The organism is Anaerobacillus alkalilacustris, from assembly GCF_001866005.1.
GTDB lineage: Bacteria > Bacillota > Bacilli > Bacillales > Anaerobacillaceae > Anaerobacillus > Anaerobacillus alkalilacustris.
The window spans coordinates 25411-50367 of record NZ_MLQR01000003.1; the positions used below are offsets into that span (position 1 = coordinate 25411).

Annotated in this window: 22 protein-coding genes and 1 pseudogene; 15 read left to right on the forward strand and 8 right to left on the reverse strand. The window is 35.1% G+C overall.

Translation table 11 applies throughout. From position 1 onward, the window contains the following. Nucleotides 1-148 precede the first annotated feature (148 nt). Nucleotides 149-670: a DUF3231 family protein gene (locus tag BKP37_RS04570; protein WP_071308508.1), complete on the forward strand. Its 522-nt coding sequence runs from the start codon at nucleotides 149-151 to the stop codon at nucleotides 668-670. 46 nt (nucleotides 671-716) lie between these two features. Here BKP37_RS04570 and BKP37_RS04575 read toward each other — a convergent pair whose 3' ends face one another. After that, on the reverse strand, nucleotides 717-1910 hold the full coding sequence (locus tag BKP37_RS04575; protein ID WP_245712445.1) for an MFS transporter: 1194 nt from the start codon (nucleotides 1908-1910) through the stop codon (nucleotides 717-719). 405 nt (nucleotides 1911-2315) lie between these two features. Here BKP37_RS04575 and BKP37_RS04580 point away from each other — a divergent pair, with 405 nt between their 5' ends. Then, nucleotides 2316-3626 (forward strand): Zn-dependent hydrolase, encoded by a 1311-nt coding sequence (locus tag BKP37_RS04580; protein ID WP_139193061.1) that lies wholly within the window; start codon nucleotides 2316-2318, stop codon nucleotides 3624-3626. A 376-nt stretch (nucleotides 3627-4002) separates the two neighbouring features. Here BKP37_RS04580 and BKP37_RS04585 read toward each other — a convergent pair whose 3' ends face one another. Next, nucleotides 4003-4695 (reverse strand): BsuPI-related putative proteinase inhibitor, encoded by a 693-nt coding sequence (locus BKP37_RS04585; RefSeq protein WP_071308510.1) that lies wholly within the window; start codon nucleotides 4693-4695, stop codon nucleotides 4003-4005. A gap of 401 nt (nucleotides 4696-5096) precedes the next feature. On the opposite strand from BKP37_RS04585, the gene BKP37_RS04590 reads away from it, so the two are divergent. The 9 genes and pseudogenes from BKP37_RS04590 (at nucleotide 5097) to BKP37_RS04630 (ending at nucleotide 16594) form a co-directional block, all read left to right on the forward strand. Further along, complete coding sequence (locus BKP37_RS04590) at nucleotides 5097-6764, forward strand: PucR family transcriptional regulator (protein ID WP_071308511.1); 1668 nt, start codon at nucleotides 5097-5099, stop codon at nucleotides 6762-6764. Nucleotides 6765-7044: 280 nt separating this feature from the next. After that, nucleotides 7045-8253 (forward strand): M24 family metallopeptidase, encoded by a 1209-nt coding sequence (locus BKP37_RS04595; protein ID WP_071308512.1) that lies wholly within the window; start codon nucleotides 7045-7047, stop codon nucleotides 8251-8253. A 66-nt stretch (nucleotides 8254-8319) separates the two neighbouring features. Next, entirely contained in the window at nucleotides 8320-9507 is a 1188-nt protein-coding gene (locus tag BKP37_RS04600) for a cystathionine gamma-synthase family protein (RefSeq protein WP_071308513.1), read from the forward strand. Nucleotides 9508-9513: 6 nt separating this feature from the next. Then, the gene (locus tag BKP37_RS04605) at nucleotides 9514-10704 is read left to right on the forward strand and encodes a M20 metallopeptidase family protein (protein ID WP_071308514.1); all 1191 of its coding nucleotides are present in this window, start codon (nucleotides 9514-9516) and stop codon (nucleotides 10702-10704) included. Next, entirely contained in the window at nucleotides 10701-11735 is a 1035-nt protein-coding gene (locus tag BKP37_RS04610) for a homoserine dehydrogenase (RefSeq protein WP_071308515.1), read from the forward strand. The genes BKP37_RS04605 and BKP37_RS04610 overlap by 4 nt, the downstream gene beginning before the upstream one ends. A 19-nt stretch (nucleotides 11736-11754) precedes the next feature. After that, nucleotides 11755-13199: pseudogene (locus BKP37_RS04615) on the forward strand (aldehyde dehydrogenase family protein). A 228-nt stretch (nucleotides 13200-13427) separates the two neighbouring features. Continuing rightward, a complete protein-coding gene (locus tag BKP37_RS04620; protein ID WP_071308516.1) occupies nucleotides 13428-14105 on the forward strand; it encodes an NAD(P)H-dependent oxidoreductase in 678 nt (225 codons plus the stop codon). 259 nt (nucleotides 14106-14364) lie between these two features. Then, on the forward strand, nucleotides 14365-15831 hold the full coding sequence (locus BKP37_RS04625; RefSeq protein ID WP_071308517.1) for an aminotransferase class V-fold PLP-dependent enzyme: 1467 nt from the start codon (nucleotides 14365-14367) through the stop codon (nucleotides 15829-15831). 253 nt (nucleotides 15832-16084) lie between these two features. After that, on the forward strand, nucleotides 16085-16594 hold the full coding sequence (locus tag BKP37_RS04630) for a hypothetical protein (RefSeq protein ID WP_071308518.1): 510 nt from the start codon (nucleotides 16085-16087) through the stop codon (nucleotides 16592-16594). A 69-nt stretch (nucleotides 16595-16663) separates the two neighbouring features. Here the strand turns inward: BKP37_RS04630 and BKP37_RS04635 are convergent, their stop codons facing one another. Next, nucleotides 16664-16969: a DUF3892 domain-containing protein gene (locus tag BKP37_RS04635; protein WP_071308519.1), complete on the reverse strand. Its 306-nt coding sequence runs from the start codon at nucleotides 16967-16969 to the stop codon at nucleotides 16664-16666. Between the two features lie 107 nt (nucleotides 16970-17076). On the opposite strand from BKP37_RS04635, the gene BKP37_RS04640 reads away from it, so the two are divergent. Together BKP37_RS04640 and BKP37_RS04645 are read left to right on the forward strand one after the other, a co-directional pair. Next, nucleotides 17077-17355: a hypothetical protein gene (locus BKP37_RS04640; RefSeq protein ID WP_071308520.1), complete on the forward strand. Its 279-nt coding sequence runs from the start codon at nucleotides 17077-17079 to the stop codon at nucleotides 17353-17355. A 141-nt stretch (nucleotides 17356-17496) separates the two neighbouring features. Beyond that, complete coding sequence (locus BKP37_RS04645; protein ID WP_071308521.1) at nucleotides 17497-18129, forward strand: LysE family transporter; 633 nt, start codon at nucleotides 17497-17499, stop codon at nucleotides 18127-18129. Here BKP37_RS04645 and BKP37_RS04650 read toward each other — a convergent pair. The 4 genes from BKP37_RS04650 to BKP37_RS04665 form a co-directional block, all read right to left on the reverse strand. Beyond that, nucleotides 18110-19477, reverse strand: a complete 1368-nt coding sequence (locus BKP37_RS04650; RefSeq protein ID WP_071308522.1) for an amino acid permease — start codon at nucleotides 19475-19477, stop codon at nucleotides 18110-18112. The genes BKP37_RS04645 and BKP37_RS04650 overlap by 20 nt on opposite strands. A gap of 85 nt (nucleotides 19478-19562) precedes the next feature. Further along, nucleotides 19563-20207 carry an SIMPL domain-containing protein gene (locus BKP37_RS04655; protein WP_169823078.1) on the reverse strand — a complete coding sequence of 215 codons (645 nt, stop codon included), beginning with the start codon at nucleotides 20205-20207 and terminating at the stop codon, nucleotides 19563-19565. 137 nt (nucleotides 20208-20344) lie between these two features. After that, complete coding sequence (locus BKP37_RS04660) at nucleotides 20345-20638, reverse strand: hypothetical protein (protein WP_071308524.1); 294 nt, start codon at nucleotides 20636-20638, stop codon at nucleotides 20345-20347. Nucleotides 20639-20820: 182 nt separating this feature from the next. Further along, on the reverse strand, nucleotides 20821-21000 hold the full coding sequence (locus BKP37_RS04665; RefSeq protein WP_071308525.1) for a hypothetical protein: 180 nt from the start codon (nucleotides 20998-21000) through the stop codon (nucleotides 20821-20823). A 432-nt stretch (nucleotides 21001-21432) separates the two neighbouring features. On the opposite strand from BKP37_RS04665, the gene BKP37_RS04670 reads away from it, so the two are divergent. Further along, nucleotides 21433-23970: a DEAD/DEAH box helicase gene (locus BKP37_RS04670; protein ID WP_071308526.1), complete on the forward strand. Its 2538-nt coding sequence runs from the start codon at nucleotides 21433-21435 to the stop codon at nucleotides 23968-23970. Between the two features lie 59 nt (nucleotides 23971-24029). Here the strand turns inward: BKP37_RS04670 and BKP37_RS04675 are convergent, their stop codons facing one another. Continuing rightward, entirely contained in the window at nucleotides 24030-24260 is a 231-nt protein-coding gene (locus BKP37_RS04675) for a YjcZ family sporulation protein (RefSeq protein ID WP_071308527.1), read from the reverse strand. Nucleotides 24261-24804: 544 nt separating this feature from the next. Here BKP37_RS04675 and BKP37_RS04680 point away from each other — a divergent pair. After that, nucleotides 24805-24957 (forward strand): MerR family transcriptional regulator (locus tag BKP37_RS04680; protein WP_139193062.1); only part of this gene is annotated, 153 nt, incomplete at its 3' end.

Below are 24957 nucleotides of genomic sequence, written 5' to 3' on the forward strand. Positions count from 1 at the left end.
TTTTTCTTCCCGTAATGATATTTTTCTTGGTCATACTTCTTGATTATCATTTATCCTCTCCAAATATTATCAGGAGAGTTTTGTTACAGATAGGTTAATCTATGTTTTGTAGACACATTGTCTAACAACGATATGGAGGGATTTAAAAATGGGAATCTTAAGTGGAAATCCAAAAGATGAACCAATGCATTACGGCGAAGTATCTTCAATTTGGGTGTACCTGTCAGGAGTTAATAGTACGATTGCAGCATATCAAACGTTTATTAATCATACAGGGGATGGAGATTTAAAGAAATTCATTGAGGATAAAATCCGTAATGAGATGAAGCCACAGGTACAAGAACTAGAAGCCTTATTAAAAGAAAATGGAATTGCACTTCCACCAGCACCACCTGAAAGACCAATAGCAAATTTGGAAAGTATTCCGGTAGGGGCACGGTTTAACGATAGTGAAATAGCTATGACTATTGCCAAAAACATTGCTACTGGTTTAGTTTCTTGTAGCCAAATTATGGGTGAAGCAATTCGTGAAGACATTGCTACAATATTTGGTAAATACCATGTGGAAAAAGCCACATATGGACTTCGTTTATTACGTATTCAAAAGGAAAAAGGTTGGTTAGTACCTCCACCACTTAATATTGAAGAACGTGAACTGGCGCACGTTTAGTAGAAAAGTACAGAAATCATAGACAATCAAAAGAAAGCCGATCACACTAGGTCGGCTTGTTAAATTCATATAAACGAAATTTAAGCATTGATAAAATTCCGAATAAAGGTCCAACGGCAAGGAATAGAAATACCAACTCCCAACCGATATATGATTGTAATAAAGGAAAAAGTTGAATTGTAATAATGGTTATCATAAAACCGATACACATTTGAAATGTTAATGCAGTTCCTACGTACTCTATTTCTGCAAAATCTGAAACCGCTGCTGAAAATTGAGCTGAATCAGCAATAACGAAAACACCCCAAATTACTGCGACCACCATCGTAAGCCAGATTGCTCTGCCAAATGTAAATCCAATGAGAACAGCACAAAGACCACTGATCCCCATTGATATAATTGTTAAACGAGCTCGGCAAATTCTATCAGCAACATAGCCACCGAGAATGCACCCGATAGCCCCGGCAATTCCGATACAAATAAATGAAGCCAAAGCACTAAACCATGGCTTAATCTCGGGTGAAAATGTCATAAAGCTTGCTGTCATAAAGGCCGGTAGCCATGTCCACATGGCATAAAGCTCCCACATATGACCAAAATAACCGTAGTTTACTAGCATGACAGGTCTATTTTGAATTACTTTTTTTAATAATGTAAAGGAAAAGGCAGTTTTGTTCATGGTGTTAGGAGCGTCTCTAACAATCCAACACATGATGATAGAAGCAAGCATGGCTAGGCTAGAACTACTAATTATAATAAAATGCCAATGAAAGCCTGAGAAAAATACAACGATAAAATGAGGGAGCGCTGAACCAATGGTTAAGGCAGCGATTAATATGCCAATTGCTAGTCCACGATTTTTCGGAAACCATTGTGTGAGAATTTTTACAGCTATCGGATAAACGCCGGCTAATGTTACACCTGTTATAAAACGTAGAACAATACCTACCCATGCTGTTGTTGATAATAAAATCAAGGCATTAATAATTGCCCCTAATAGTGCCGAGAAAGCAAAGATTTTCTTTGCGTTAAATCGATCAGCTAAACCAAAATATGAACTAAACAGAGCACCAACAATAAAGCCAATGGGAACTGATGAAGTAATAAATGCTTCTGAAAACGTACTTAACCCCCAAGCTAATCTTAAATCATGGATAATAACAGAGGCACTGAACCAAAGGCTTAGTGCAAATAATTGAGCTAGAGAGATCCACCATAATGCGATCCAACGATAATGCACATACATTCTCCTTAATTTTGATAAAAATATCATAACATACTTTTTTTCAATTCATAAAGTTAAAGAATTACATAATTCTTTATTTAGAGTTGTTGTTTTATCCCACTCTTAAGAGGCAGTCAGACCGCCACCTCAAAGCTTAAGAAAATCGAAAAGTTTAGGTTGGGGATTAACTGTCCCTAAAGGTCTGATATAGAATAACTAACAATCAGTGGGGGGTTCTTTCCCAATGATTGTTAGGTCAGCTTTATAGGAATATTCTTCTTTAAAATTAAAAAAGAATAATAGATAATAAAAAGTACAAGTTATTTCTTCTAACAATGTGGAAATTAGTGTTATGATTACGATTGTTATTTTATCTTAGAATAGAAAAAACGTTATCTCAGAGTGTAAAGGAGAGAAAACATGCATAATGAAATGACAGATTTTCCAAAGCGATTTTATCAAAGGTTACTATTAGATTATGATCATAAGTTAAATGTTGAAGGAATTAATGGTAAGCGTCTTGCTGAGCGTTTAGCCAAATTAGCTGGAATTGGTTTAACTCCTAACAACGGTTCAAGTAGAATGGGTTTTTCTGAAGAAGAACGAAAAGCAAAGAAACTTGTTAAAGAATGGATGAAAGAAGCTGGCTTAGAAGTTCGTGAAGACGGAGCTGGCAATGTTTTTGGACGTTTAGAAGGAAAAGAGAATGATTCGCCTGTTGTGATGTCTGGATCTCACCTTGACACTGTACCTAATGGCGGCCACTTTGATGGTACTCTTGGTGTTCTACTTGCCTTAGAGGTAGTAGCAGCTTGGAAAGAAAAGGGCTACCAACCAACGAAACCTTATGAAGTAGTCATTTTCACTGATGAAGAAGGATCTCGGTTCAATGGTGGATTAAGTGGTAGTGGAGCAATGGTGGGAGAGGTGATTCGTGAGGAGCAGCTAAAACTAATTGATGTTTTTGGAAATTCATTTGAACAAGTACTCGAAGAAGCTGGCTTAACAGTTGATGGTTATTTATCAGCAAAACGTAATTTGAAGGAAATTGCAGCCTTTGTTGAAGTTCATATTGAACAAGGAAAACAATTAGAAAAGGAAAATTTACCTGTAGGCGTTGTAACAGGAATAGCAGGACCATGTTGGATAGAAGTATCGTTTTTAGGGATTGCAGGTCATGCTGGAAATACACCAATGAATGATCGATCAGACGCTTTAACTGCAGCGAGCCAATTTATCTTACAAGTAGAAACGTTACCGAGTAAGGTTAGTCCTTCAGCAGTAGCAACTGTTGGCAAAGTTCATGTACACCCGAATGGAGTGAATGTAATTCCAGGTAAAGTAACTCTTTGTGTTGACATTCGGGATATACATAAAGAGACACGAGATCTTCTGGTAGATAAAATTACTGAATCAGCAAAACAGGTAGCAAGTGATCGAGGAATATCAGTAGAAATAACTGAGAATTTTCGAATTACACCTGTGCCAATTAGCATTCAAATGCAAGGGAAAGTTATGAAAGCTGTTGAAAATCATGTGAGGTCATCCCATTTATCACCTAGTGGAGCAGGGCATGATGCAATGATTGTTGGCCGCCACCTCCCTATTGCCATGGTGTTTGTGCGGAGCAAAGGTGGTATTAGCCATAATCCAATGGAATGGACATCATTAAATGATTGTGTAATAGCGGCTCGTGTATTAAAAGATTTAGTTGAAGACCTTACGATGTAGTTCATTTTTTGTAAATAAAAATCCTAACGTGTAAAGAGAAACTAAGACTACTCGCTACCTAATTATAGCTTGAGTCTTAGTTTTTTCTTACAGTATCAGAATTTATAAATTTCTAACTTGGAAACTGTCTAGCGCAAGCAGCCTACGAGCTCGGTCACTTCAGTCAAGTTTCTGACTTCAATGACTTTCTGGATTCCTTCTTTGAAGATACTTCATGCTACTTTGCTCCTGCGGTTACTCGTCGCACAAAACACTGCTTCGAGGAAGCCTACTTCGAAGAAGCCTACTTCGAAGCAGTGTTGTTAGACGCAGAAGCACGTGGAAGCCAAAGAGCGGCTTCTGTCAAAGGCCTTCCAGCGCCTACGCTTTTCTTGAATTAGTTGCTTTCTTCAATTAGTGTTAAAAATAATTGTCCATCTTGTTCATAGAAAAGGTATTTTACCTTATCATCTGTTTCAAGGGTAGAAATAGATGATCTAACTTCGTCAGTAAGACGATAAGCTTTTGGCTCCCCGTTACTATCAATAATCTCAACGGAATTGTTGTCAATTTGCCCAACGTAGGTACCGAGATTTTCTTGATTAATTGTAATTTCAATTTTTGATCTTAAATCATTGGTCTCTAATGCTACTGACCAAATTTCTAAAGTATATGTGCCATCTTCAAGGTTCACCAAATACTCTACATCGACTTCTGTTACATAATCTTTATTTGGAGCGATCGTTCTTTCGACGAACATTTCTGCAAACATTTTATCCATTGAATACGTATATAGGTGCTCTTTGTTACTGTTTGTTATCGTATACTCATATTCTTGAGTACTGCTAAAGGACAAATCTATATCCTCGTCACTGTTATTTATCAATGTAAAGAAATACTGACCGTCTAACAACTCAATTTTTGCAGTAACCATTTCTTCAAAGTTAACCACTTGTTTTTCAGCATCAGTAAGATTTTCATATTCGTTCCCGCTTGTTTGGTTTTCTGATGTCTCCCCACCAGTCCCACAAGCTGTTATTAATACAGTAACCAATGCGATAGATAATAAAATTTTCCATTGTTTTTTCATTTTTTATACCCCCAAAGGTGATTATTTTTTATTCAAATATGTAGTCGTTAAAGATAAAGAAATGTTTCAAATTTTTAATGAATTGCTTCATTCATTATTCTCGTACTAAGAATTTATATCTATGTACGTTGAACTGTTCGTAACTAGGTATAGATTTATGTCGATCGATCCTAGTAATTATGATATTCACTCAATTATAGAATAAATTTTTCTGCCAATTTCAGTACCGGGTAGTTATTATTTGATTTCAAGAAAATTGGTCAACAACTTTTGAAAATTTTGTCCCCAATACTAGTCATTTAGCCTTCGATTTGAATAATTCTCTATTTGGGGTCATGATTAGGTGGGTTAAAAACATAGTATGGTAATTAAGTAGAATATTGTACGGGTGAGGTGTTTTAGTGGGATTAACTGTTAGGGATATTGTCCAAATGTCAATTATGCAAACAGCTAAAATAAGGTGTGGGAAATCATTTTTAGATAAGAAAGTGGTTGAGTGGGTAACAGTGATTGAACTTCCGGTAGAAAATTTCGTGAAAAAAAACGAACTTGTATTAAGCACTGGTATCGGTTGTGAGGACGATCCAAACTTATTGGAACAATTTGTTAAAGATATTATTGATTCTGAGGCTTCTGTCTTAGGATTAGCCACAGGAAGATATATTTATGATATTCCAGACCAAGTATTGGAATTAGCGAAAAAACATCAATTTATCATTCTTGAAATTCCATGGGAGATTAGATTTGGAGATATACTAAAAATAGTTTTAGAGAAAATAAATCAAGATAAGCAAGGAGAACGACAGAAAGCAGAAACTGTCAGACAAGAACTAATCAACTGTGTTCTTCACGGGAAAAGTTTACAAGATATAGCTAATTTACTTTATAAATATACAAAAATTCCAGTTGCGATCACAGATCAAACTCAAACAATTAGAGCAGAACGTCATTTTGATAAAAAGTTAATACAAGTTTTTTTCGAAAAAGAACTAGGGCAACTTCAGCAAATTCCTCATTTAAACATTTTATTTAGTGAACATCCACTTTATCATTTCATGGAAGAATATATGGTTAATGATCAAATGTGCTTCCAACTCTCCATTTTAAACAATCAAAAAAGTCAAGGAAGTTTATTTATTCAGTTAGAGGATAGGGAACAGTTAACATGGTTTGTTATGAATGTGCTTGAACACGCCTTAACTGCTTGTGCACTTTATTTTGTTAAGGAAAATGCGGTAGAAATGACGAAAATTCGTTTAAATGATAATTTTATATTAAATTTGGCAAAAACGAAGGGAGTAGTGACAAGTCAAATTATTTCAAAAGCACAGTTACTCGGACATGATTTAACTCGTCCTTATATATGTATTGTTGGTGAAGTCTCTCTTAAAGAAGTTAAAAATAAACGTAAGGTTCAACAGGAAGTCAAATCTCTTCAAAGTTTAAATTATTACTTGCAAAAGGAAATTACTAATGCAGCTAAATTACTGCACAGACGTAATATGATAACGTTTGAGGATGGTGAAGTCATTGTTTTTTTAGAAGCCGATCATCATCCATATATGGAAACAGCTAACCAATTTTTAGATATAATAGAACGAAGGTTATATGAATTATTAACAGGGGTTGTATTATCGTGGGGGATCGCTACACATAAAGATGGACATTATGCCTTCCATGAAAGCTATAAAGAAGCCAGTACTGCACTTGATATTGGCAAGCGACAGAAAGACGTTGGACAGCGTACATTTTTTAGTGATACGAAAATTAATCGATTGTTAATGGCTATTTCCAAAGATGATGAAATAGCTGAAATTGTGAAAACTACAATACAACCATTGCTTGACTATGATCGCAAAAGGCAAACTGATTTAATTTATACATTTATGATTTATAACAAATACAAAGGTAATGTAAGTCAAACTGCAAGGGTCTTAAATTTACATCGTCAATCTTTGTTACATCGATTAAGAAATATCGAGTCTCTAACTCAATTGTCATTAGTAGATTCTGATGATTTGTTTTTATTAGAGCTAAGTGTTCGCCTCTGGATGTTAAAGGAAATATAAGGTGTATGCTACGAAGCTTGGTAGCTATACCTTATTTTTTTGAGATAAAGTTATATTTCACTTGTTCGTCATTTTTCGTAGGAAATCTTACATTGTCTAACTATTTTGTATAAAATCATTCGTCCAAATTTCATACAATTTTAACATTCCGTATAAACCAAGAAATTAATATGATGATAGTAACAAATAACCAACATTTTTACACTATCGAGAAGTAAGTATAATTTTTCTTCAGATGGTAGTTTAGCAAGGTTTTCTATTAACACAAGGAGGGGATCCGATGCTTCCATTTGATATATCAGAATATCAAAACCGTTTAAGTGAGACGAAGCAGCTTATGGCCCAGCGAGGAATTGAGGTTTTACTTGTTACGGATCCTGCAAATATTAATTATCTTTCTGGTTATGATGCTTGGTCCTTTTATGTGCATCAGATGCTAATGATTATTATAGATGAGGCTCAACCAATTTGGATTGGGAGAAATCAGGATGGTAATGGAGCCAAAAAAACAACGTGGCTATCTTCTGAAAATGTCATTGGTTATCCAGATTACTACGTTCACTCAACTATCCATCATCCAATGGATTTTATTGCCGATATTTTAAGGGGAATAGGGCATGGCAAACGCTATATCGGAGTGGAAATGGATAATTATTATTTTTCGGCAAAGGCATATGCGCAACTGAGTAAGCATCTATGTTATGCAACGTTTAAAGATGCAGGGTTACTAGTAAACTTCGTTCGACTAGTGAAGTCAGATCAAGAGATTGAATATATGAAGCGTGCAGGAAAAATTGCTGATCAAGCGATGAAAAATGGAGTTGAATATGTACGTACTGGTTTAAGAGAATGTGATGCAGCTGCGAAGATCTATCAATCAATAATAGCTGGTACAGATGAGTATGGTGGGGATTATCCAGCGATTGCACCATTGTTACCCTCAGGGGAGAACACATCGAGTCCTCATTTAACGTGGACTGATCGTATGTTTAAAGAGGGAGATGAAGTTATCATTGAATTAGCAGGCTGTTATAAACGATATCATGTCCCACTCGCACGAACCATTACAATTGGAACTCCATCAGAAGAATTAAAGCGACTGTCTCCTATAGTTATCGAGGGTCTAAATGAAGTATTAGAAGCAGTCAAACCTGGTTTAACATGTGGTGAACTTGAGAGTGCTTGGTGTAAAAGTCTTAAGAAACATGGAATTGAAAAAGAATCACGTTTAGGATATTCGGTAGGTTTAAATTATCCACCAGATTGGGGAGAGCATACGGCTAGTATTAGAAATGGCGATCTAACCATCTTAAAGCCGAATATGACGTTCCACCTCATACCAGGACTTTGGTTTGATAATTATGGCATAGAGATTAGTGAAACGTTCAGAGTAACAGAAAAAGGGTGTGAAACGTTTACGACGTTTCCACGCCAATTAATCCTACAGGATCCTTTTTCATATACGAACCAAGATGGGAAAATTAGCTAAGACATCCTTTTGCCTGTTAGTACTTTTATTAACAGGCAAAATCGTTCATTTAAGGAGGGTTTCTATATGAAGAAAACAAATATTGGTACTGAGGTCGTATGGGCGGGTGAGCGTGACTATCTTGCTTTTGGAGCAACCCAAGTTCCTGTCGTTCATAGTGTATCTTTTGGCTATGACGATATGGATGAATGGTATGAAGTGGCAATTGGAAATAAGAAAGGCCATATTTATGGCAGAAATACCAATCCAACCGTTCAAGCTTTTGAAGAAAAGATTCGAATATTAGAAGGAGCAGAGGCTGCTACTAGTTTTTCAACTGGTATGGCTGCGATTAGTAATACGTTAAGTACATTTTTATATCCAGGTGACCGTGTTGTATCAATAAAAGATACTTATGGAGGGACAAATAAAATATTTACAGAATTCTTACCGAAACAAAAAGTCGATGTAACCTTATGCGAAACCGGTAATCATGAAGAAATAGAGGATGAGATTGCCAAAGGTTGTAACGTTGTTTATATTGAATCGCCAACTAATCCAACAGTGAAAATTACTGATATTTACCGTATTACAAAAGCAGCCAAAAAACAAAATGCACTGGTTATTGTTGATAATACGTTTGCCACGCCAATCAACCAACAACCTATAAAACTTGGTGTTGATCTTGTTATTCATAGTGCAACAAAGTTTTTAGGTGGGCATGCTGACGCTTTAGGTGGTGCAGTCTGTGGCGAAAAAGAATTAGTTGAAGCGATTTATCATTACCGAGAAATAAATGGGGCGACACTTGATCCGATGGCCGCTTATTTATTGCTTCGTGGTATGAAGACACTTTCTTTAAGAATTAATAGACAAAATGAAAATGCTATGGCCATTGCAAAATATTTGCAAACAGTAGATATGGTGGAAGCTGTGTTTTATCCAGGACTAATTGATCATCCAGGCCATGAAATAGCGAAAAAACAAATGTCTAATTTTGGTGGAATGTTAAGTTTTGCAGTAAAAGGTGGCGTAGATACAGTTAGGCATTTATTACCGAAATTAAAATACGCAAATCGGGCAGCAAACCTAGGTGCTGTTGAAACAATAGTTGGTCCATCTAGAACGACAAGTCATGTAGAATGTACCCCAGAAGAACGTGCAGCAATGGGGATCCCAGAAGGGCTAATTCGTTATTCAGCAGGAATTGAAGACATTGACGATCTTATTTATGATCTGAAGCAAGCATTTGATGCCCTACCAAAAGAGAGTTGATCACCTTTGAATATAGCAACGAAAGCAGAAAGTCTTAAACAAGAACTTATTAATTGGCGTCGTCATTTGCATAGTAACCCAGAACTAAGTTTTCAAGAAGTTAAAACGAGTGCGTATATTTTGGAACAGCTTAAAGCCATAGGGTTTACACAGTTTCATACTGGGATTGGTGGACACGGTATAGTAGCTACAATAAGTGGAAAAAAAGGGCCAGTCATCGGACTACGTGCAGATATGGATGCCCTACCAATTCAAGAAGAAACGGGATTAGAATATGCATCAACTAATCATGGAGTGATGCATGCTTGCGGCCATGATGCTCATTCAGCGATGTTATTAGGTGCAGCAAAACTATTAAAAGAAGATGCAGATGCCGGATTGCTAAATGGTACGGTGAAACTAATTTTTCAACCAGCTGAAGAAAATACTGATGAACAAGGCCTTACAGGTGCCCCACACCTTTTACGATCAGGAGTCATTGATGATGTGAAAGCAGCTATTGCATTGCATGTTTGTCCTTGGAGAAAAACAGGTGAATTACAGGTGAACAAAGGGCCAAGTATGGCTAACATCGACAATTTTATGCTAACAATTAAAGGAGTAGGTGGACACGGTGGGTATCCACACCAAGGAAAAGATCCTCTCTGGATGGCAAGTTTCGTTCTACAAGGAATTTATAGTTTAACAAGTAGACGTGTGAACCCACTAGACGTAGCGGTAATAAGTGTAGGGGAAATACATGGTGGCACAACTGCTAATATAATTCCTAATCGTGTACAGATAAGAGGAACGATCCGTTCTTATAAAAAAGAAGTCCGACAACAGTTAATAGATGAATTGAAAATCGTAGCTAGCATCGTAGAAAGTTTAGGTGGTAGCTACGAACTTAAAATTGAACATGGTGAACCAGCTCTATACAATGATGAAAAGATTACAGAGGTTGTGAAACGAACAGCTAAAATTTTATATCCTTCAATAAACATTTTGGAAGAGCCTTTTGGTTTGGGTGGCGAGGATTTTAGTTTTATTGCTGAGAAAATTCCTAGTATGATGTTTTTTTTAGGATGTGGGTTAAGAGGCGAGCTTCATTCGCCCTATTTTCAATTAGACGAAGATGCTCTTCCAGTCGGGACAGCATTACTAACGAAATGCGCTCAAAATCTATTACTCTATATTGGAGGTGAACAACACCTATGAATATAGCATTTATAGGATTTGGCGGAGTCGGTCAGGCGTTAGCTAAGTTATTAGTAGAAGAAAAGAAGAAACTAGAAAAATTGTATAGTTTACAACCAGTCGTAGTATCGGTTTGTGACAAAAAAAAAGGTTCGGTTTATCATCCAGAGGGATTAAATATTGAAAAAGTATTACAAGTAGTCAATGATACCGGAAATGTTGAAAACTATCCAAATACCCCTGGTCTTATAAAAGGCTGGGACAGTATGAAAACGATTAAAAATTCAAATGCTGATATGATTGTTGAGGTAACCTATACTGATGTAAAAACAGGACAGCCAGCTATTGACCATTGTCGAACCGCTTTTAAACAGAAAAAAAGTGTCGTTACGACTAATAAGGGCCCTGTTGCAATCGCATACAAGGAGCTTTCTGATTTAGCAAAAAAGAACGATGTTTTCTTTGGTTTTGAAGGAACAGTTATGAGTGGAACTCCCGCACTTAGAATGCCTACCGTGACATTAGCTGGAAATGATATTTCAGAAATAAAAGGAATTCTAAATGGAACGACTAACTTTATTTTAACGGAAATGGAACAAGGACATTCTTATGAAGATTCACTACTAAAAGCGCAAAAATTAGGGTATGCAGAAGCAGATCCAACTTCTGATGTCCAAGGCTATGACGCTCGTTATAAAGCAGTGATATTAGCTAATTATATTATGGGGGGAGAAATAGTTACTGAAGATGTAACGTGTATGGGAATAACCGATTTAAACGAAAAAATGGTTCAAGAAGCTCTACGCAAGAAAAAGAAGTGGAAGTTACTTGCTCGAATTAAAAAAGAAAATGGGAATGTAATAGCGAGTGTAAAACCTGAACTGTTAGATGAAAATGACCCATTAGCAAGTGTGACAGGTGCGACAAATGCAATTATGTATGATTGTGATTTAGCTGGTCCGATATTTTTATCGGGAGCCGGAGCAGGTCTAGTAGAGACAGGTTATTCTTTGTTAATTGATATCATTAATTACCAATGGCAATACAAATAAATGGGGAAGGTGGTGTGTGATGCGGATGAAAATCCAATCACGGAAAATGCTTCTTGCAGGTGACTGGGTCTATTCGAATCAGTCGTTTGATGTCATAGATCCCCAAGATAATAAAATTATTGGAAAGTCCCATTAGCAACAAAGAAAGAGATGGTTAGTCCAATTGAAAAAGGTGCTGAAGCGTTTAGAAATTTTAAAAAATGGCCTACTCATAAACGAATAGAGGTACTCAATAGAGCGGCAGCCTTTATTGAAAAACATGCTGAGGAATATGCATATACAATAAGTTTAGAAGGTAGTAAAACAATAAGCGAAGCTAGAAGTGAAGTTCATCGCGCGATTCAAACTATTCTACTAAGTGCTGAAGAAGCTAGACGAATAAATGGTGAAACAATAAACTTTGACCAGAGAGAAGGAAGTGAAAATCGATTAGGGTATTATTATCGCTTTCCTATTGGGGTGGTCGGTGCAATCACTCCATTTAACGATCCTCTAAATCTCGTCGCACATAAAATAGGTCCAGCACTTGCATCAGGAAATGCTATCGTTGTAAAGCCAGCATCAGTAACACCAATAAGTGCTTTATTACTTGCCGAAGCATTTACCCAATCAGGTTTACCAAAGGGTTATCTATCTGTAATTACAGGTTCGGGTCGTGACATAGGTGAAACGCTTGTACGCCATCCATCTGTAAAGATGATATCTTTTACTGGAGGGTTAGAAGTTGGCAAAAAAATTATCCGTCAAGCAGAGCTTAAGAAGATAAATATGGAGTTAGGCTCTAACTCTCCAGTTATAATATTAAACGACGCAAATCTTGAAAAAGCCGTGAGTTCATGTGTTTCGGGTGCTTTTTCGGCAGTTGGACAGAATTGTATAGGTGTTCAACGTATTTTTGTTGAGAAACAAATTTTTGATAGCTTTTTAAAGAAATTTATTGAAGAAACAGCCTTGCTCAGGATTGGAAATAAAATGGATGAACAAACAAATGTTGGTCCGATGATTACTGAAAGAGAAGCCAAACGAGTTGAATTGTGGGTAAATGAAGCTTTAGATGAAGGAGCACAGCTTAAATTAGGTGGAAAAAGGTACGGTAGCTTTTACGAACCTACAATTTTAACGGAAGTTCCAGCAACAGCCAAAATAGCGAAAGAAGAAATTTTTGGTCCAGTAGTAATGGTTACAGCTGTTGAAAGTTTGGAAGAAGCAATTGAAAAGTCTAATGCTGTAAATTTTGGTCTCCAAGCAGGAATTTTTACTTCTAACCTAGATAAGGCTTTCTTTACAATAAAGAACTTGCAAGTAGGCGGTGTGTTGGTAAACGACAGTAGTGATTATCGTATTGACGCCATGCCTTTCGGGGGGATAAAGGGATCAGGTTTAGGTCGAGAAGGGGTAAGGTATGCAATTGAAGCAATGACAGAGCCGAAAGTAGTATGCTTTAACTTGAGTAAAAATAAATAAGTTATATTCGGTAGCAGAAAAGAAAGGAGTTGAAAGATTTTCTCCTTTCTTTCGTTATGTTTTAAGTCTATCTTAGAAGGTGGAATAATCTCTAGTCCTAAGTAGAATATTTGAGTGACAATACTGTTAAAAGTGTTTATGTTTGTTTCGCTTTAGAAATGTTATTATTATAATAAATAGATAACAATAGTTAATGTTATAGTATGAATTAAAAAGGGGAGTATTAATGTGGAAAATAAGGAATTAATAAAACAGCAAATTCTAGATGCGTATCAATTTAGACACGCAACAAAGAAGTTTGATCCAACTAAAAAAATATCAGAGGCTGATTTTGATTTTATTTTGGAAACTGCAAGATGGTCACCGAGTTCGATTGGTCTTGAACCGTGGAAGTTTGTAGTAATTGAAAATGAGGACCTAAAGAACAAACTAAAAGAAGTGTCTTGGGGGGCTCAAGGTCAGATCCCAACTGCTAGTCATTATGTAGCTATATTAGCTAGAACTATGAAAGATACGAAATATGATTCTGAATATATAAAAAATCATTTATTGGAAGTTAAAGGATTGCCAGAAGATTTAATTGGTAAAGTTCATGAACGCTATAAAAACTTTCAGGAGTCAGATCAACACTTATTAGACAACGAACGCACAATGTTTGATTGGGCAAGTAAACAGACGTATATTGCTTTAGCAAATATGATGACGGCTGCAGCACAAATCGGTATTGACTCTTGTCCTATCGAAGGATTTAACTATGATGGTGTACATAAGATTTTTGAGGAAGAAGGTTTATTAGAGGGTGGGCATTTAGATGTCTCTGTTATGGTGGCTTTCGGCTATCGTATCGACGAGCCACGACCTAAAACACGTAAGGCAAAAGAAGATGTTATTACTTGGATAAAATAAAGAAAGACGCCCAAAGGGCGTCTTTCTTGCGTCTTGCGGCGAGAGACTGCACTCCACATAGTGCATTACCATAAAGGTGTGTCAATCTCGACTTATGCAACTTGAGCTCATCGCTTGTTTAATATAACACCATTACACAATAAATACAATAGGAAAATTTACCACTTTTAATTTATGAGGCAAAATCACAATTTTTATGTAATTCAAATACAATAAGTAAGAAGGGCTTTTTACATAGTGGAAAAGGGGGAGAGATACTATGTCTAATTTAGAGCGCTATTTTAAAGCATATCGAAAAAATATTGTGGGTTTGAACGAAACCTATCAAACACCGTACGGGAAAAAAAAGCTTCTTTACGCTGATTGGGTTGCTAGCGGAAGACTATATAAGCCGATTGAAAAAAAGTTACTGACTACATTTGGCCCTTTTGTTGCAAACCCCCACACTGAATCAAATATTACTGGTTCGGCAATGACAGCTGCCTATTCCTATGCAAGGAAACTAATTAAAAAGCATGTAAATGCTGATTTGGAACATGATATCCTAATTACATCAGGGGCTGGTATGACTGATGTTGTAAATAAATTTCAACGAATGCTGGGGCTTAGGATCCTGGAAAAATACCAAAAACGAATGTACCTTACAAGCGAAAATCGTCCTGTTGTTTTTGTGACACATATGGAGCACCATTCGAACCACACGTCTTGGCTTGAAACGATTGCAGAGGTTATAGTAGTAGAACCTGACAAAAATAATTGTATAAGTCTTACAAATCTACGTAAAACTGTAGAACAATACAAAAATCGCAAGCTGAAAATTGGTGTATTTACTGCATGTTCAAATGTGACCGGAATTGAAACACCTTATCATGCGATGGCTAGGATTATGCATGAGTATGGCGGTTATTGTTTTGTAGATTTTGCATGTTCCGCTCCATATGTAAAGATTAACATGAGACCACATAATGAACTAGAGCGGTTGGATGCAATTTTTTTCTCGCCTCATAAGTTTTTAGGGGGACCGGGAACGAGTGGTGTGTTAATTTTTAATAAAAATTTATATGAAAGTCATATTCCAGATCATCCAGGGGGTGGTACTGTTCTATGGACAAATCCATGGGGAGGGAAGAAATATTATCCAGACATAGAGATGCGTGAAGATGGAGGGACTCCTGGTTTTCTACAAGTAATAAAAACAGCACTTTGTATCACCCTGAAAGAGGAAATGGGGGAAGATAAAATCCTCCAAAGAGAAAAAGAACTGTTAAATTTAGCATTTAATAAACTTATCTCAATTAGAGGACTAACCATTTTACAAGGAGATACGATAAAAAGACTTGGTGTTATATCTTTTACAGTTGAAGGAATCCATTATAATTTAATGACGAAGCTATTATGTGATCGGTATGGGATCCAAGTACGTGGCGGTTGTGCTTGTGCAGGAACCTACGGTCATTATTTATTAAAAATAGGTAAAGAAAAATCGAAAAAAATTACAGATAACATCAATAAGGGAATTTTTTCAACTAAACCAGGGTGGGTACGTTTATCATTACATCCAACAATGACTAATTCAGAAATAGTTTTTATTACGAATGCGATAGCTGAAATCATTGAAAATATAGAAGAGTGGAAAAAAGATTATCATTATGATAAACATAGAAATGAATTTTTCCATGGTAGAAATATTGTTCAAAATGTGAACAAATGGTTTCATAAATTTTAAAAAAATTGGTAATTACCCTTGGAAAAATTGCCGTAATTAGGTAAACTATAACTAGGAAAATTCCTTATATATCAATGCTTAGAGCGGTTTCAACTGAAATTTTTTTTGAGGGGAAATGTAAGATTTTCTATCAAAAATAACCTCAAATACTTGTGGAATCGTTTCTATTGCCCATGTTTTTAAAAGCGCTTACATTATTGTCAGAAAAAGTGACGAGATATTGGTTTTTTTATATAAGTAGGAGGCGATTTCAATGGAAAATTCTAAAGTTAGTACTCAATTTTTCACCAAAAGGGTAGAAGTATTGAATTTAAATATGAAACGCAAAAAGCAAATTTCAAAAAAATCTGTAAAGGTTAAAGACCTTAGTTACGCTCAAATAAATATTGATTATAGTGAAATTAAAAGAATAAAAGCCACTGTTCGTGGATATTTTGGGAAGGCCTTTACTGTGGACTTAAATTTAGAAAATTATCAAGGTGTATGGGCACAAGAAAGTGGGACGTATGATGAAACGGTAATCACATTTTCTAATGAAGAGTGTGAAAAATTTAGAGATGAATTAAAAAATACGAATATACTTCATTGGAATCCTAAATATGAAAAGGCAAATTTAGTGGGTGGTAATAAATGGAGTGTACAAATCCTTACAGAGGAAGGGAAAATCTGTAAAAGTGGAAGTAATAAATTCCCTAAAGAGTTTGGGTTGTTTTGTAAATTGATCGAAGAAGTTTGTGGTCAAACTTTTGAAATTCCGTGTTAAGAGTAATAATATAAGTGTCAGCTACTTCAAACTGTTAGTATTGGGGTGGCTGACACTATTTACGTTATATTAAAATTCAGGTAGATTATCTAAGTTGTTTTCTTTAATTCCATCTGGTTCACTTCGTAAAATGTCTCTTTCGTATTTATGAAATACATCAACATGAGCTAATAATCCTGCCTTTGCTTCATTTAGAGCTGTAATGTAATCTAATTCACGTCCACTCTCTGTTTTGAATGCAATTAAGTCTCCATCATTATTTTTACGAACAGCTACAATTTTTTCTTTACCTTCCTCAATGTTACCTTCAAAAATTTTAACTTCATTTCGATATTGTTCATAAATTTTTTCGAAATCTTGATTGTTGTTAACCATGTAATCCCTCCTTACTGGTTTAGTTTGCGTTTTGTTTATAAAGTTATGAAGTTTATTTATAAACCTAAAGTGAAATAATTGAACAAAGGACAGAAAGGAGAATTCATTTGCAAATATATTTTTCCCCAGAATTCATCAATCAAAATGCTCAAGTTTTAAATATAGTTACAGATCGGAATGAAGCTGTTGGATACTTATCATTTGTAATGGAAGAAACGAAAATGTATGTGTTTGCCAATATGAAAGAAGAAGGAATTTGTGAAGATTTTAAAGATTTAATAAAACCGTATTTGCAAGGATTAACAAAAATAAATACTGAGTTAGAGGTTTATACTTTTATTTCTGTTGGTGGTAAGAAGGTAGATATCGAATTAGATAAGCAATAATTTAATTGCTATAAGAATGAAAGTATTAGTAAAGTTAAAACATCCTCTAGTCGTAAGAAGTCTTTTTGCTGAATACAATGTACAAGCGGTCGGTTGTCCAACTGACTTTAGATGACTTTTTACAGACTGGAGGATATTTTTATGAGCGTCTTTTTAGGTTACATATTTTTAGGACTTTCATTAGCCGCACCAATAGGTCCTGTAAATGCTGCACAGCTTGATAAGGGAATAAAAAATGGATTTTTACATTCTTGGTTAGTTGGCTTAGGGGCAACTGTTGCCGATGCCATTTATATGCTTTTAGTATTTGTAGGCGTCGTTAACTTTTTAGAAATTCCTTTTATGCAAACCTTTCTTTGGTTATTCGGTTTTTTTGTACTTGTCTATACAGGGTTTGAAAGTATTCTTGGTGCTCGGGAAGTTGCTACAATAAATTATGAATATCGTAATAAAGCATCGTATTTAAAATCCTTTTTATCTGGTTTTTTTATATCGTTATTTAACCCATTAACGATTCTCTTTTGGCTCGGTATTTTTGGCTCTATTTTAGCGAAAACACTGACTCAAAATGAATTAAGTACGGTTTTGTTATATAGTGCAGCAATTTTTATCGGAATTACCGTTTGGGATATTACAATGGCCCTTTTATCTAGTAATTTACGTAAATTTTTAACAAATCAGCTATTAGTAGTAATTTCAATTTTATCAGGAATATCGTTAATTGGTTTTGGTGTGTATTTTGGTATTCAAGCTGCTACTGTTTTATTTTCGTAAAAACAGAAGGGGTTGATGGGTTTTTCGGTTTTTTCCAATGTTGTTTCATAAATAAGGTTACGACCGCAATGATTGCAACAAAGGCAATACTAACAAAAAAACCAGGTCTACTTATTCCATGAAACAAGGTACCAATTACCGCTAATACAACAAGGAAAAAACCGAGAAAACGCTTTGTGTTATCAATTGTCGTCATCTCTAGTAATTTTCCGTAAGAACCAATAATAAATAACCAATTATACAATAGCATTAAACCAGCAGCAGTAGTAATGTACTCATAAATCCGGCCAGGCATAATAATGGCTAATATTATTGAGACAATGATACCAACAGTAGTTAATAAAATCGCATTTATAGCTATTTTATTATTTTTAACTCTTTTTGCTAGTGCTTTCGGAGCATCTTCATCTTCGGCTAACGTTACTAAAATCCTAATGACAGCAAATAATGAAGCAACCATGGTTGAAAATCCTGCAATAATAAAAACACCATTAAAAATATGAGTAACATAGGGGATTGCATAATTATTTAATGCCGTAACAAATGGGCTAGTATCGTTTGTGAAATTATTTAGAGTTACCATAAACAATGCAAGTCCAATTGAGCCGATATAAAGAAAAGATAAGGAAAAAAGCATTACTTTTCCGGCTTTTGGAGCGTCTTTCATATTCGTTAAACGTATTGCTAGTAAACCAACAATCTCAATACCACCAAAACCATAAAATCCAAAAATAAGTGATGGCATTAAACCTCTAATGCCATTTGGGAAGATGCCATCATAAGTTCTAGGAAATCTAGCCGTCTCTTCAGCTCCGCCGAATACACCAAAAAGTGCGATAATGGCTAATACGATAAAAATGACAATCGCTGCGAGCTTTAAAACCGCTAATAAATTTTCAACTCGATCGAAGCCTTTTGGACCAGCTAAGATGACAAGTAGCCCTAACGCAGCATAGCCACTAGCAAATATCCATAACGGAATGTCTGGAAACCAAAACTTTGTAAAAATCGATAGTGCGGTCATTTGGCTTCCCATAATAAGCATTTCTGAGAGGAAATAAACCCAACCACTAGTAAATCCAGCCCAACGACCATAAGCTTGTTTAGCATATGTACGAAAAGACCCCTTTTGTGGGTTAGCAATCATCATTTTTGCCAATGCTTCATAAACAAAATAGGTACCTAACCCTGCTAGAGCATAAGCTAACAAGACGGAAGGACCGGCCATGTTAATAGCGATGCTTGATCCGAGGAAAAAGCCTGTCCCAATAGTACAAGCTACACCTAATAATGAGAGTTGCCACCAAGCTAAAGGCTTTTCTTCTTTTTCACCAGAAGCTGTCTTCATTGTATCCCCCCTTATTCCTACCTTATATATTTTGCGATATATATATAAAGTTTATGTATAAGGAAATCACAAGGGAGGAATTAGTTTAATAAAAGGAGTACTTTGTTTGGATATTAGCGGTTATGGTAATTTCACCAGGTTGTATTGGCGTAGTTTCGGCTTTAGCAAGTAGCGGACCAGAAAATGGAACAATTGGAGCAGATATTAATTCGTCAACTTTTTGTGGAACTGGGTTAATCCTGACATTTAATTCATTAGCTAAAACTCGAGCCTTTCCATGGGCGTCTTTCATTGCTAGAGTTAGAGCTTTATGATAATAGAGAGTAGGATGAGCTACTTTGAATTCAATATTTGTAACAGAGTTAGCACCATTTAAAACAGCGGTGTCAACAATTTTGCCGGTAAGCTCAATATTATCAACCAGTATTTGTAGCTGATGATTAACTTGATAACCCCGAAAAATTTGCCTGCCGTCTTTGTAGTCGTATTGGACGTCAATACGATAAACAACAGTTTGGATGTTTTCTGAGCTTATTCCTAGTTGTAGCAAGCTATTTATTACTCTTGTAATAATCATAGCACTTTCTTGTTGAACTTCTTGTAATTGTTCCCCCTCAATAATAACACCAAGGGTAACCGCTGCTTGATCGGGAGAAATCGATAAAGAGCCTTCTCCATAAACCGTTATTAATGGAGGTGTTTGCTTCGGTATACCAGATATTTGATACATATACTTATCTCCTTTCAAAAGGTATATCATTACATAATATTAAGGAGATAAAAATAAAAGACCGTTTAATGGAGTTAGTTTGGAATTAAAAAACAGCCCAGATTAAGGACTGTCAAAAAATGTCATTTGAATTCCCGCTAAATTTTGAGCTTTTTTATTTCTTCTGTAACAATAAAAGCGAGCTCTTCATTTCCAAATACCGATAGAACGGTTAGAAGTGTTTCATCAGTTATACATTCGGATTCTTCTTTTGAAACGGTATTAGCTAAGGCTTCCTCTAAAGCGGCGTTACTAGATTGCTGTGGATAAGCTCTTTTATATAGTTGATTAGGGTCTAAATCATGATTAACACACCATTGGGCAAAAATGAGAATCATCATTTGCTCATCACGTAAATAGTTGTCAATTATTTGCTTATCTTTATCGTTCATAATATTATTTTATCCTTTCTATGTGAGTGATTTCATAAGCTAAATAAAACAGATAATTAGCTAAATTTAATTGCAAACGTACTAACTCAATAGATAAAAATTTATAATCAGACTTAGAAAATTAATTTGTTGAATAGGGATGAAGCAAACAAAACAACAAAGGACTCACTAGGAGTCCTTTACTATTGTTCTGTTTTAGCTTCTAATTCCTCTTCAAAGTAAAAAGTTTGAGGGTTTTCATTTACAGTGTAGGAGTATCTTTTCATATTTGGGACGTATTTAAATTTATTAACTGTAACTGTTTGACCTGTTGCTAGGATGCTTACTTTATCATTCGTTTGAAATTTGTTTTTATTTTTCACGTAAATCCCTCCTACTTGAATATCGCATGCTAAATCCATTATCGCATAATTAGACATTTTTTGCACTTGTTCTAGTAAGTTTATTTATTGGAGTGAGGAGAATTGTAAAAGGAAATTATGTAATTATGTCGAAATGTTTATTAACATGAGTATTTTTATAATTACCAAAAGTGACTCACATAAATCTATATTAAGTGACGTGCGCTTCAACGTAACTTAATATAGTACCTTATTGGCGAGAATAATCAATGATAAAATTGATTAACATGTTTATATTACATAATCCATTAATACAGTGAATTAGGAGAAATAAAAGGATAGATAAATAAATTGAATAAGAAGGTAGAAACTATAATATATGACTCTTATTTGGATAGTTTCTTACAAAACTCTTCTCAACATTAGAATTCATCCATAGAAGGGAGAGTATTTATGGATCGAATAAACGACCTCTATACAGAGGCAATTAAACATACAAAGATAAAAGTATATGAAGACATTGATCGTTTTCTTGAAACAAAAACAGTTGCTCAAAGTTATAGTCAATATATAACTGAAAGAATTACTTATGTTGAACAAATATGGATTAATGTATGGCTGAACATGACAAACAATGATGTTCCAAGAAAAGAAAAAAAACGATATTTATTTGAAAAGGGCTATCAAATTGAAGGGGTAGATAAAAAATTAATTAATAAACTTTTTCGAAATGAAATGAGATCATTCCCGTCATTTGAAGTATTACAATGGCTAAATGAACAATTTCTTGAGAACGAAAATTCTTGGCGGCAAAGATACCCGATAGCACGAGCTAGCTATTTGGAGAGAATGGAAGAAGAGTGTTTAGCTTATAAAAAGCGCGAAATAAAAAATGAGATTGATGAATGCGTAGCAAGATACATTGAAGACAATTTTACTACTTTATACATTTTCGTTAGGAATTATGTAGCTATAAAACTTACTGCTGATTTTAAGAAGAAGCAGAAGTACTCAACTGTTGAAGCTTATAAAATTGAAGAAAAGTTAGTAGAACAAGGTCATTTTGACCCTACAAAATATACAACGATGGTGACCTTTTTTACAGAGTTAACTGGTGAAGTCCATAAAACTTTTCACTGGGAATATGTAACGTATGAATTTAAATATAAGTCATTAGTTGACAAGTATGTTACTGGTCTTGTTTCAAATGGTATTATTGAACAACTACGCTCGCCGATTGTAGAGGAATATGAAGAGATAACTAAACAATCTCTTACAATTACCCATTTAAAAGAAATGATCCAAGATTATCTTTTAGCACTCCAATCCGATTATTTCTCAAAAATTAAAGCAGAGTATGTGGAAGATCTTTTGAAATTGGCAACGATACCTTTTGACCTCCGAGCTCATATGGCTATTTATGAACACGACATAAAGGATCGAGAGCGAAAAAAAGAAGAAGAATTGGCTGAAATCGAGCGAAAAAAAGAAGAGGAAGCTCGAATGATAGAAGATATTTTCGGAAGAGAATACAGTCCATCTGCTGGTCGCAATATTCGTTATGTTCTTCATATAGGAGAAACTAATACAGGTAAAACGCATTATGCTTTGGAACAAATGAAAATAGCGGAAACGGGTTTATATCTTGCCCCCTTAAGATTATTAGCTTTAGAGGTATATGATAAATTAAACAAAGAAGGAGTCTCGTGTGGTTTAAAAACGGGTGAAGAGGAGAAGGAAGTAGAGGGTGCTAGTCATTTATCTTGTACTGTTGAAATGTTTCACGAAAAGTCATTTTTTGACATAGTCGTAATTGATGAAGCTCAAATGATTACAGATCGGGATCGCGGCTTTTCTTGGTATAAAGCAATTACTAAAGCCAATGCCAAAGAGGTTCATATTATTGGTAGCATGAATTCAAGAGAAATGATTATTCAATTATTAGGTAACTCAGAAATAGAGATTCGTGAATATTACCGTGACATTCCTCTTATTGTTGAAAAAAAGGAGTTTAAGATTAATCATACAACGAAAGGTGATGCTCTCGTTTGCTTTTCAAGAAGGAAAGTATTAGAGACTGCTTCAAGGTTAGAAAATGCTGGGCATTCTGTAAGTATGATATATGGGAGTATGCCACCAGAAACGAGAAAAAAGCAAATGGAACGCTTTATAAATGGGGAAACAACAGTAATTGTAGCAACAGATGCAATAGGTATGGGATTAAATTTGCCAATACGTCGTATTATTTTCTTAGAGAATGAAAAGTTTGATGGTGTTAGGCGGCGCCGTTTAACTTCACAAGAAGTGAAACAAATTGCAGGGAGAGCCGGAAGGAAAGGTATTTACGATGTTGGCAAGGTAGCGTTTACTGGAGAAGTAAAGTTAATGAGACGTTTACTACATCAAGAAGATGTTTTGATTTCTACGTTTGCCATTGCGCCAACAAGTGCAGTGTTTGAAAGATTTCAGAAGTACTATAGAGACCTTAGTAAATTTTTTGAGCTTTGGTATAAATTTGAAAGTCCAAAAGGTACAAGGAAAGCATCTTTATCAGAGGAACGAGAGCTCTACGCAACTATACGAGATACTGAAGTTGAAGCGCGTCTCTCGATGATGGACCTTTATGGATTTTTACATTTGCCTTTTTCACAAAAGGATCCAGAGCTAATTAAGCAGTGGAGAGAAACGATGTTTGCACTTGTACGTCAAAATGAGCTTCCTGAGCCTGTTATAAAAAGAGGTAGTTTGGAGGAGCTAGAGCTTTCCTACAAATCATTAGGTTTGCATCTTTTATTTTTGTATCGATTAGGACGAGGAACAGAAGCAATATATTGGGAAAGAATTCGTCAAGAAATTAGTGATGAGGTTCATGAGCGACTAAAAACTGATGTTCGAACCCTCACTAAAAAATGCAAGCGTTGTAGTAAAATATTACCATGGAACTTTAATTTTGCTATTTGTGATGCTTGTTTTGTAGCGAAAAAAAATTAGCCAGCTTATTTAAATTACTTTACTTACTACTTAGTAAAATAGAGCACCGCAATGGCGCTCTATTTTACTTTGGGTGATTGATAATAATAAACAGCCCCTAATATAATTAGAAGAATTACAACTACAACGACTAATGCAGCTCCAAAACCCGAACCATAACGTGATGGCGGTGGTGGTGGATATGCAGGAATAAAAACAGGTTGTGGAGTGTAACAAGGATCTATTGGTTGTGGAGGACAGCATGGATTAATAGGTGATGTCGAATAAGTCGGTTCACCATAATATCCCATACGAACACCCCTTTCATGGTTTATAGTACAAATTATGAAAGCTTATAATAAAATGATACATAAAATATGCCATTCTTTTAGGAATGGGCAATTAATAGACGGTTTTCCTAATAGATTTTAGTGTTTTTGTTGTATTAAATAATAAGTCAACAACTATTATTGAGGGGGCTAGCTTCAACACTCGAAAGCTGTGCAGTTATACTAATTCATTTGTGATAGGTTTACAAATCTTCGTTTAGCTTTTGCTTCGTTGTGAAAGATGAATGGTTCATAAATTAACTACTTTGATATAGTAATTGTAATAAAGGATTTTAAATAGCGAGGGTGGGCAAGGGAAGAAATTAGCATTGGTTATAGAAGGTGTTATTGCATTTATGATTTCGTAAATGTAATTGCGGCATTAATCGTATTATTTCCTCTGGGGGCTCTATAACAGTTTAGTTAAAAGTATTTAATCTTATCTAAAATTCACTATTTTAGGTAAGATTTTTTTATTCAAATAATTAATAGGTTGTTATAAAATGGTTTTATAGGAGGTGTTTTCATGTATACACTAAAAGAAGCCGCAAACATTTTAGGGGTTTCTAGTTCCACGTTACGTAGGTGGGAAAAAGAAGGTAAAATTACTTCAACAAGAACTTCCGGAGGGCACAGGAGATACACTACCGAAGATTTATCTAACGTTAATAAAAATAAA